Source organism: Pedobacter sp. AK013 (assembly GCF_014205835.1).
Classification (GTDB): domain Bacteria; phylum Bacteroidota; class Bacteroidia; order Sphingobacteriales; family Sphingobacteriaceae; genus Pedobacter.
The window spans coordinates 45,375-54,540 of the sequence record NZ_JACHCQ010000039.1 but is presented as its reverse complement, the minus strand read 5'-3'; the positions used below and the strand labels follow the sequence as shown (position 1 = coordinate 54,540).

8 protein-coding genes and 1 tRNA gene are annotated in these 9,166 nt (G+C 39.9%); 2 read left to right on the top strand and 7 right to left on the bottom strand.

Annotated features, from left to right (window positions below; genetic code table 11):
* Nucleotides 1-196: 196 nt before the first annotated feature.
* Nucleotides 197-270, bottom strand: a tRNA-Asn gene (locus tag HDC90_RS21460).
* Between the two features lie 144 nt (nt 271-414).
* Between HDC90_RS21460 and HDC90_RS21455 the strand changes: the two genes are divergently transcribed.
* Entirely contained in the window at nt 415-1,335 is a 921-nt protein-coding gene (locus tag HDC90_RS21455; RefSeq protein ID WP_184470073.1) for a PfkB family carbohydrate kinase, read from the top strand.
* Nucleotides 1,336-1,447: 112 nt separating this feature from the next.
* On the opposite strand, the gene HDC90_RS21450 is transcribed toward HDC90_RS21455, so the two are convergent.
* Genes HDC90_RS21450 through HDC90_RS21440 form a run of 3 tightly spaced genes read right to left on the bottom strand, consistent with a single transcriptional unit; the run spans nt 1,448 to nt 5,433 of the window.
* Nucleotides 1,448-3,043 (bottom strand): MFS transporter, encoded by a 1,596-nt coding sequence (locus HDC90_RS21450; RefSeq protein ID WP_184470071.1) that lies wholly within the window; start codon nt 3,041-3,043, stop codon nt 1,448-1,450.
* Entirely contained in the window at nt 3,036-4,094 is a 1,059-nt protein-coding gene (locus tag HDC90_RS21445) for an HlyD family secretion protein (RefSeq protein ID WP_184470068.1), read from the bottom strand. The genes HDC90_RS21450 and HDC90_RS21445 overlap by 8 nt, the downstream gene beginning before the upstream one ends.
* A gap of 1 nt (nt 4,095) precedes the next feature.
* Entirely contained in the window at nt 4,096-5,433 is a 1,338-nt protein-coding gene (locus HDC90_RS21440) for a TolC family protein (protein ID WP_184470066.1), read from the bottom strand.
* An 85-nt stretch (nt 5,434-5,518) separates the two neighbouring features.
* Between HDC90_RS21440 and HDC90_RS21435 the strand changes: the two genes are divergently transcribed.
* A complete protein-coding gene (locus HDC90_RS21435) occupies nt 5,519-6,346 on the top strand; it encodes an AraC family transcriptional regulator (RefSeq protein WP_184470064.1) in 828 nt (275 codons plus the stop codon).
* Here HDC90_RS21435 and HDC90_RS21430 read toward each other — a convergent pair.
* From HDC90_RS21430 to HDC90_RS21420, 3 genes are all read right to left on the bottom strand, one after another.
* Entirely contained in the window at nt 6,343-6,576 is a 234-nt protein-coding gene (locus HDC90_RS21430) for a cytochrome b5 domain-containing protein (RefSeq protein ID WP_184470062.1), read from the bottom strand. The two genes, HDC90_RS21435 and HDC90_RS21430, sit on opposite strands and share 4 nt — an antisense overlap.
* A 965-nt stretch (nt 6,577-7,541) precedes the next feature.
* Nucleotides 7,542-8,231, bottom strand: coding sequence for a lycopene cyclase domain-containing protein (locus tag HDC90_RS21425; RefSeq protein WP_184470060.1), 690 nt, complete (start codon nt 8,229-8,231; stop codon nt 7,542-7,544).
* A 1-nt stretch (nt 8,232) separates the two neighbouring features.
* On the bottom strand, nt 8,233-8,763 hold the full coding sequence (locus HDC90_RS21420; protein ID WP_184470058.1) for a hypothetical protein: 531 nt from the start codon (nt 8,761-8,763) through the stop codon (nt 8,233-8,235).
* Between the last annotated feature and the right edge of the window lie 403 nt (nt 8,764-9,166).

Below are 9,166 nucleotides of genomic sequence, written 5' to 3'. Positions count from 1 at the left end.
GGGTTTGTTCGGCTTGATTCAAGGGAAGTTATAATTGTTGTAATACTACAAAGAAACAAATTATTCTAATCCCCCCAACTTTTCCGCTTGATCCCGATAGTTAAAGTTTTGGTTCTTAGCCTCCTCATTGCACCCAGGATAAATTCCTCGCATGGCCCTAAATGCAAAAAACCCACAACTTTCGTTGCGGGTTTTGCTCCCTCTGCTGGGCTCGAACCAGCGACCCTCTGATTAACAGTCAGATGCTCTAACCAGCTGAGCTAAGAAGGAGTACTGGTCGTTTCCTAAAACGAGGTTCTTTATACTTTGCAGCACATATACCCTTGTTCGTTTTGGGAATGCAATATTAGGGCTTTTAAATTATTTATGCAATATTTGCAGTGAAAAAATTTTAAAAAAAATTAATACATAGATATGAGCCTGATAATCATAGGTACTGTAGCTTTTGATGCTATTGAAACTCCTTTCGGAAAAACAGATAAAATTGTAGGTGGAGCAGCAACTTACGCAAGTTTAGCGGCTTCTTACTTTTATAATAAAGCAAAAATTGTAGCAGTAGTGGGTGATGATTTTCATCAATCAGACATCGACACCTTCACCGCACATGGTATTAATACCGAAGGACTACAAATTAAAGCAGGTGAAAAATCATTTTTCTGGTCAGGTAAATACCATAACGACATGAATAGCCGTGACACTTTAATTACGGAATTGAACGTACTGGAAAGTTTCGACCCGATTATCCCAGCGAGTTATCAAGACTGCGAATACCTGATGTTAGGCAATCTAACCCCCCAAGTGCAGCAAACAGTAATTAAACGCCTTAAAAATCGCCCAAAATTAATCGTAATGGACACCATGAACTTTTGGATGGATATTATGATGGATGATTTACTGGAAACCATTAAAATGGTAGATGTATTAACGATTAATGATGCCGAAGCACGTCAATTATCAGGCGAATACTCGTTGGTGAAAGCAGCAAAGAAAATCCTTGCAATGGGTCCAAAATACCTGATCATTAAAAAAGGCGAACATGGCGCATTGTTATTTCATGAAGATCAGATTTTCTCTGCTCCGGCATTACCTTTAGCTGAAGTATTTGATCCAACAGGTGCGGGCGACACCTTTGCAGGTGGCTTTATCGGTTATTTGGCTAAAGTAGGTACAATCAATTTCAACAACATGAAAAACGCAATTATTTATGGCTCTGCGCTGGCTTCTTTCTGCGTGGAGAAATTTGGAACTGAAAAGTTATTAAATCTAACTGAAGAAGAAGTTGCCGCAAGAATTCAAGAATTTGTTAGCTTAAGTGCTTTTACGATAGAAGTATAAAAACAAATTGTCATCCTCGAGCTTGTCGAAAGACTTTATACAAGCTGTTTCGACAGGCTCAACATGACCTATCTTATCAGGCGCCCGTAAGCCTTCGTGTCAAACAACGATATCAAAACCCAGCAGCTGCAGGTTGTTTATTTCTTAAGTTAATTACTGTTCTGCTAATTACCGGCTGCAAGGCGATAAGAATAATCGATAACAGACAAAGTACCGCAATCCACTCGTAATAGCTTACACAGAACTGCAGAAAAGTTTGTTTCTGCACTGCTTTGTTTAACAAACCGATTGCTGCTTTCCCAGCTTCATCGTGAGGCATTCCCCTACTGCTTAATACCGCTTGATACATTTTCAATCTATCCGGCAGGTTAAAATCGAGCAAAGTTAGGCTACTCCGTAAATCATCATTATATTTTCCTTTAAAATATAACTGATAGAAATTAATAAAGGCCAAACTCAGGCTAAAGGTAGAAAAACGAACAAAAATACCTACAGAAGATGCTGATTGACTCAGTTTCTCTGGAACAGAAGACATAATAAACATTACAATCGGCGACATCACCATCCCAGCCCCCACTCCCTGCATAAATAAAGGCAGGTAAAAATTTCCGGTTCCGGCTTCAGTTGCAAATAACTGGCACATCCATAAGAAAAACACAAAAAGGAATATAAACCCCATTATCCAGAGCACCCTTAAATGTTTCTGGCGGATGAGAAAGCGGATTGCAATAACAGAGCCTACAATCACTCCGCCAATATTAAAAATCATAATTTCGTTGGCATGGAGTGAATCCATCCCCAAAATGTTAATAAAGTAAGATGAGGTGAGGCTGAAAGCACCGCGGATCACATACAAAATCACCAAAAAGACAATGCCGATGACAAAATTTCTTGATCTAAATACACTCAGATCAACAGCCGGCCTTTTTAAAGTCCTTTGCCTCGCTATAGAAACCAGAAACAAAAACAGAATAGCAAAAACAGAGAACAGAATACTCGAATCATCAAGCCAATCGTACTGTTGCCCATAAACAAGTACATAGGCGATTAACACCAGCATTGTAGCAAAGAGCACAAAACTCATCCAGTCTATTTTGTATAGTGGTGTTTTGCGTAAAACATGTACCCTGTTCATTATACAAAAAAGTAGCATAGCACTTGGCAAAAAACAAAATATAATAGCTTTATACACCACATTATACTCAAAATTCTCTACTATAGGCACAGAGAACAGGGCAGTAACCGGCGATACACACAAAATCATCCCATAAAAAATGGTGTAACCCGTTTCTTTTGCGTGTTCCGATTTTAACCTGCTAAAAAGCAAGTTTAGTGAAATGCTGGTTAAACCACAGTTTACAATGCCCTGCAAAAATCTTAAGGCAAAAATCAGCCAGATTTCTCGAGTATGATAACACCAATAAGCAATCAGAATTTCGAGAATAATACAGATCAAAAGGTAATCTTTGGTAACCACCCTGGCGAAAAATCTTCGCTCTACTACCGCGAAACTGGCTACGGCAGCATAAAACATCAACAACGAAAACTGGATATCAGAAGCAGTAGCCCCATAATAACCTGCCGCAGCAGTACCATCGGCAGTAGACAGTGCAAAAAGCAATACAGATGATAAAAGAACTGCAAAAATGCTCAGTATGATCAGCCATTCAGGAACCTTTGCTTTAAATATAGGCCATTGATCAGTCATTTTTTTTCACTTTAACAATGGCGCTCATCCCGGCACTTAATGCATCAATCCCTTTTCCCTGCTTATCTAAACGGATACGAACCGGGATTCGTTGCGCAATTTTCACAAAATTCCCCGTCGAATTATCAGATGGCAACAATGAAAATCTCGAACCAGTTGCACCAGACAGCGATTCAATTTCACCCCTAAACGATTGTCCGGGGAAAGCATCCACCTCAACATTAACCTTTTCACCAATATGCATTTTCGCAATCTGTGTTTCCTTAAAATTGGCTACCACCCATTTTCCTGCACTTCTGTCTACTAAATAAGCTATTGTTTGGCCGGTTTGAACCAATTGCCCAACCTGTATGGTCCTTCTACCCATTTTGCCATCATAAGGTGCCACAATAACCGTGTAAGAGGTATTCAGGTTATTTCTTTTCACTACCGCTTCTCTCCTTTTTATTTCAGATTCTAGCACGCTGCGCTGCGCTTTAATATCGTTCGTTCTCGAAATAGCCGTTGCATAATCTTCTTTGGCCGCCTGGCACTCTGCCTGTGCCACCTGCAATAAACTTTCAATTGTTTCCAGCTGTTGCCGGGTAGCCGATTCTGCATCGAACAATTTTTTATAGCGATTATATTCCGTTTGCTGTTTCCAAAGCTTGGCCTTTGCAGCGGCAATTTTAGCCTCAGCAACCAAAGCGGTGCTTTGTGCTGTTTTAATATTACTTTCTTGTACCGAAACCTGTGCTTTTGCATTTAACAAAGAAGCCGAAGCCTCATCTTGTTGAACGGTATAATCATTATCATCAATCAATACCAACGTATCGCCCTTTTTCACTTCCTGGTTTTCTTCAAACCTTACCGCCTTAATATAACCGCTCACCCTTGCTGTTACCGGGTTAATATATTCATCTACCTGCGCATCGTTGGTTTCTTCGTATTTCATATAGCCAAAAAGGGTTTTCCCACCCCATATTACCAACACCACCAACACGATGAGTGCCATTACGGTAGTGATCCTACTGATAATTTTATCGGCTTTGCTTTGTTTCTGTGTGTTCATTTTATAAGTTTCCTACGGCTTTTTGTAATTGATAGTATTGTATTTTCGCATTCACTCTTGCTGTGGTCAGTTCGAATTTCGATTGCAATAATTGCGTTTCGGCATCTAACAGATCGGTTAAAAGCGACAGCTGATTGAAATAGGTATTCTGCACAATCCGGTAACTTTCTGTAGCCTGTTTAATGTTTTCTTCGGCCAATGTGATGCGCTGTACCGATTCTTTATATCGGATATAATTTTCCTGCACTTCCTGGCGGATATGATCTTTTACATCTTCATCTTCTACTTCCAGCTGATGTACTTTAAGTTCTGCTTCTTTCACTTTGTGCTGATTGGTATACCAGGAAGAAATTGGGATTTTAAGTTTTAACCCCACCATGCCTGTACTGTAAAGCGAAAGTGCATAAGGATAAAACTGGATCTGCGGATAGGCAAATGCATATTCACCGAAGAAACCGAGAGAAGGCATCACGTTCGATTTTACATTTTTAAGTTTCAATTTCGCGAGTGCCTGTTCCTTTTCCGAAATCTGGATGTTGTAAGAAGATGTTTTGGCATCGTTAAAATATTCATCAACCTGTTTTAACGCTATCGCATCCGTTTCCTGATCCAAAATCTGCGGATTTAAAGGTGCATCATCTGCCCTGCCAATTAAAATATTCAGCTTCTGTTTAGCTATTCTGATACTGTTTTCGATTTCGGTAAGCAGCATACGTTGTTTGGACAGGCGTAATTCGGCCCTTAGCACATCGCTTTTTAATATCGTACCGTTTTTATACAGCTGGTTAATTTCGGCCAGTTGCTTTTCGCGGTCGCGGATATCCTGTTCCAACAAGCCACGGTACGAAATATTGCGAAATACATCGTAAAAATAAACTGCCGCCACATAATGTATTTCCTGCTTGTGCTGTCCTTTTTGTATCCTGCTCAATTCGCTTTCTACTTTCGAAGCATTGATTTCAGTACTGGTTTTTCCGGCATTATAAATATTGAAATAAGCATCAGCACTGGCTTTATAATAAGTAGGTGCAACCGGAAACTGAGCTGGGGTATGAAACAATCCATTTTCGTAAATAGGCAAAGGCAAAACATGTGCGTATACCCCTTCAGCAGCAACTTCGGGCAACCGTTCTGCTTCACTCGCTTTTACATGGGCATCTGCTGCCTGCACATTAAGGTCCTGCATCTGGATCCTTTTATTATTGCTATCAGCCATTGCCCAAACCTGGTTGATGGTAAAATTGCTTTGATCCGGAACAGTTTGTGCATGTACAAAAATTGATAATAAAAGAAAGGGCATGCACACCCAAAACATCCTTTTACGCTTTAAAAAAATCATATCTGTTAATTAATGATGCAAATTTCGCTACAGATCTGTTACTTTGTTTTATCTAAACTGACATATATTTATTCAAACCAGCCAAATGATAAAAGTTAAGAACGAAGACCTTTTATTTGCAATCGACGAAAAACCAGAAACCATGTATGTTTGGCATAGCAGGTTTGAAGACCGATTTCAAGACCATAAGCATTTAAAAGGGCAGCTTACCTATGTAGAGGGGGGCATTATTTTTCTTTACACCAAAGAGAAATCTTATTTTCTGCCAGCCCGGCATTATGTTTGGATCCCCGCGGGGGTTGAACACCATTTGCAGCACCGTTACCATGCTGCCATTGTACGGAATATTTATTTTGATACCACGACAGATGATGAAAACCCATTTTACAAACAGATTGGTATTTACCCGGTAAACAACCTCTTACTAGAGATGTTCCTTTTTTCTGAGCGCTGGAACGGAAATATTGTACCAAAAACACACGAGTACGATTTTTTAAATACCCTTAAAAACATTCTGCCTGTGGTGAGCGAACATCCACTACCTATTGCGCTACCTACCACTGAGAACATGCGCTTAAGGCCGGTATTAAGATATATTGTAGATGGATTAGGCAACGATAGCATGAGTTTAGAAAGCGTGGGCAAAGCCATGGGCTTTAGTGAGCGTACGCTCTCAAGGCTATTTCAATCGGCTTTAGATACTTCTTTTTTCCAGTACCTGAAACTGGCCAGAATGATTAAGGCGATGGAAAAGTTATTGGAAAGCGATGCCACCATTAGCGAAGTGGCCTACCAGGTCGGCTATAACAGCATTTCTTCTTTCAGTAATACTTTTTATAAAATGGTGGGCAAAAGGCCGTCAGAATTTAAGGAGCTAAAACAATCAACCCTTACTAAAATGAACCTGGTTTAACTCAGTATAGCAATCGGGGTAAACTTTTCAAAAACAGTCTCGGTATGTGGTGCATCCGGCAATTCGTCGGTGAGGTCCTGCCCGGCCCAGTGCTCGTAATGTTTACCATTTCGCCATAACCTGCTATCGGTCATGTCGTAAATCAGCCCTTTATAAGCCACCCAGATCTCTGGTTTATCCTGTCCGTTGCGTAAAGCGAGCTGCTGTTTGGTATAAGTGGGTAAATTCATCGCATCAATTTCGCGTTGAATATAGAGAAAAGGTTTTTAACCAGAAATAAAGAATATATAAGCTTATGTTTTCTAAAATGTCTTATATGGTATAAATGAGCTTTTTTTGGAGCGAACTGCCTGAGCATAACTATACGGTTCTTCTCACCGCCAAGAACCACAGTCCATTCGTTTCTCCATTGTAAAAACACTATTATCATCTGGAGCGCTTTGCCTGTACAAAACACTCAGCTTCTTCCCGTTTTTCGCTTATACGCTTCGCCGCCTCGTACCTCGTTGCTGCAGGGTACCGCTTCAACCGGGGCTAGGTGGCAACAGCAGTATTTCATTTTTGGGGTTGCAGGGGTGCAGAAACCCTTGTTCCTAAACCCGTATTCAATGTAAAGCCTGCAGTGCAGCGAGGACTTGAAATGAAAGGCGGGACCGAACCCCTCCAAGAGCCAGGCCATTCATTTCCCCATTGTAAAAACACTATTATCATCTGGAGCGCTTTGCCTGTACAAAACACTCAGCTTCTTCCCGTTTTTCGCTTATACGCTTCGCCGCCTCGTACCTCGTTGCTGCAGGGTACCGCTTCAACCGGGGCTAGGTGGCAACAGCAGTATTTCATTTTTGGGGTTGCAGGGGTGCAGAAACCCTTGTTCCTAAACCCGTATTCAATGTAAAGCCTGCAGTGCAGCGAGGACTTGAAATGAAAGGCGGGACCGAACCCCTCCAAGAGCCAGGCCATTCATTTCCCCATTATAAAAACACTAATATCATCTGGAGCGCTTTGCCTGTATAAAACACTCAGCTTCTCCCGTTTTACGCTTCGCTGCCTCGTAACTCGTAGCGGCAAGGTAACACTTCAAGCGGGACTAGGCGGCGAAAACAGCATTTCATTTTTGGGGTTGCAGGGGTGCACTTACGCTATCGCCCCCCCTCCAAGAACCACTGCACTTTCATTTCCGAGTAAAAACGACACATTAAGACATGATTTTCTTGCTCCTGCTCTTAAAAACTTCATACAGATAAATATTCATCAACAACAGTCCCATTAAATAAAAATGATCCTCGAAAGGGATAGTACCTACTCTAAAACCCAGATTTTGCTTATCGTTGTACAATACAACCGGAATAGATGTTAAAAATCCATTAACAATATAAAAAGGGATAAGCGAAACCAGATAAGCCCTGTAAAATTTATACATAAATCTGAACTCGACATTTACATACTCTACATAGGCCAGTACCATAAATAAAAAGCCAAAATTAATCAGCGTGTACCACCTGTTATAACCAAAAAACAATATAGCCCCACAAAGTCCCAAAAACAGATTACTTAATGCGAGGCTATATTTTTGCAGGTTATTTTTTGGGAAATAGACGTTTAAACACTCGTAAATAAATACACAGGCATACGGAACGGTTAAAAAAAATAAAATCTCTTCTAAAGGTAACCCAAAAAGGTTTACTCCTACCAGGTAATCGGAATTAAAAGACCATACATTGAGTTTGGTAAATAAGATATCCCAGATTAAAAAAACAACACCCGTAAGCAATATGGCAGGAAATACAAACTTCCATTTGCTAAAAAAACGAACCTTTTTATCGAATGATAAAACTAACGGAAAAAAAATTACAGCAAGGTTAATAAGTAGATAGGTATAATTCATTCTAAAGGTGTTTTGTCAAAATTTTAACTTCAGCAGGGCTGCATTTTTTACTGTCGATCATAAATTTAGCTACGTTTTTAACCAATTCGCGATCGGCAAGACCAAAATTTTCATTTTGATAATGTTTAATGATTTCTTTTTTATCCTGCGCTAAATCTTTACTAAAACCAAGGAAAGAGGGTGTATAAAATTCAATAGAAAACCGCATAAAACGGATCTCCATATTCTCCTCATCCATATCAATGGCTTTTTGCATGGTTTTAAGCGATCGGCTCACATACCTAATCTTATTATATGGATTCCAGGAGTGTTTGGCTTTAAGCGCTTCTAACGTTCCGGTGTAGCCAGTTATCAAAGCTGTTTTATTGGGCAGCTTGTTCAGCTTAGTAAACAATGAGTCGGTTAGCTTCGAATTTTCTACCGCCTTAACCATATTAATTTTTAATATCGCAATTTCTTGGGTAGATAATTGAGCGTAAGTAATATGGCTTGCTGTGAACAGCAAAAAAAATATAATGCGTAGTTTAATCATGAGATGTTGGCAAATGTAAGAAATCTATTAAAAGTTCTCTTTACTGATATTCACTCTTTAATATTAAGATAACTCCACTTAACTTTCTTAGCTCCTTGATGGTAAACATGCTTTAAAGTCCTTCACTGCGTTCAGAATGGCAAGTACTCCTCTTGGCTGTCAATCCTGAGCGCAGCGAAAGATCTCCAAACGAAGAAATGCAGAACCCAAGCTATTGATCAAAGTAAGCCCTCAAAGATCATTTCCAATAAAAGAAAGATTCTTCACTCCGTTCAGAATGACAAGTACTCCTCTCGGCTGTCATCCTGAGCGCAGCGAAGGATCTCTAAACGAAGAAATACAGAACCCATGCTATTGATCAAAGTAAGTCCTCAAAGGTTATTTCCAATAAAAGAAAGATTCT

What these genes read in the sequence shown, in the direction of transcription:
- HDC90_RS21445 (WP_184470068.1), bottom strand. Translation starts at nt 4,094, where the DNA reads ATGAACACACAGAAACAAAGCAAAGCCGATAAAATTATCAGTAGGATC.
- HDC90_RS21430 (WP_184470062.1), bottom strand. Translation starts at nt 6,576, where the DNA reads ATGAATTTACCCACTTATACCAAACAGCAGCTCGCTTTACGCAACGGA.
- HDC90_RS21420 (WP_184470058.1), bottom strand. Translation starts at nt 8,763, where the DNA reads ATGATTAAACTACGCATTATATTTTTTTTGCTGTTCACAGCAAGCCAT.
- HDC90_RS21450 (WP_184470071.1), bottom strand. Translation starts at nt 3,043, where the DNA reads ATGACTGATCAATGGCCTATATTTAAAGCAAAGGTTCCTGAATGGCTG.
- HDC90_RS21425 (WP_184470060.1), bottom strand. Translation starts at nt 8,231, where the DNA reads ATGAATTATACCTATCTACTTATTAACCTTGCTGTAATTTTTTTTCCG.
- HDC90_RS21455 (WP_184470073.1), top strand. Translation starts at nt 415, where the DNA reads ATGAGCCTGATAATCATAGGTACTGTAGCTTTTGATGCTATTGAAACT.
- HDC90_RS21435 (WP_184470064.1), top strand. Translation starts at nt 5,519, where the DNA reads ATGATAAAAGTTAAGAACGAAGACCTTTTATTTGCAATCGACGAAAAA.
- HDC90_RS21440 (WP_184470066.1), bottom strand. Translation starts at nt 5,433, where the DNA reads ATGATTTTTTTAAAGCGTAAAAGGATGTTTTGGGTGTGCATGCCCTTT.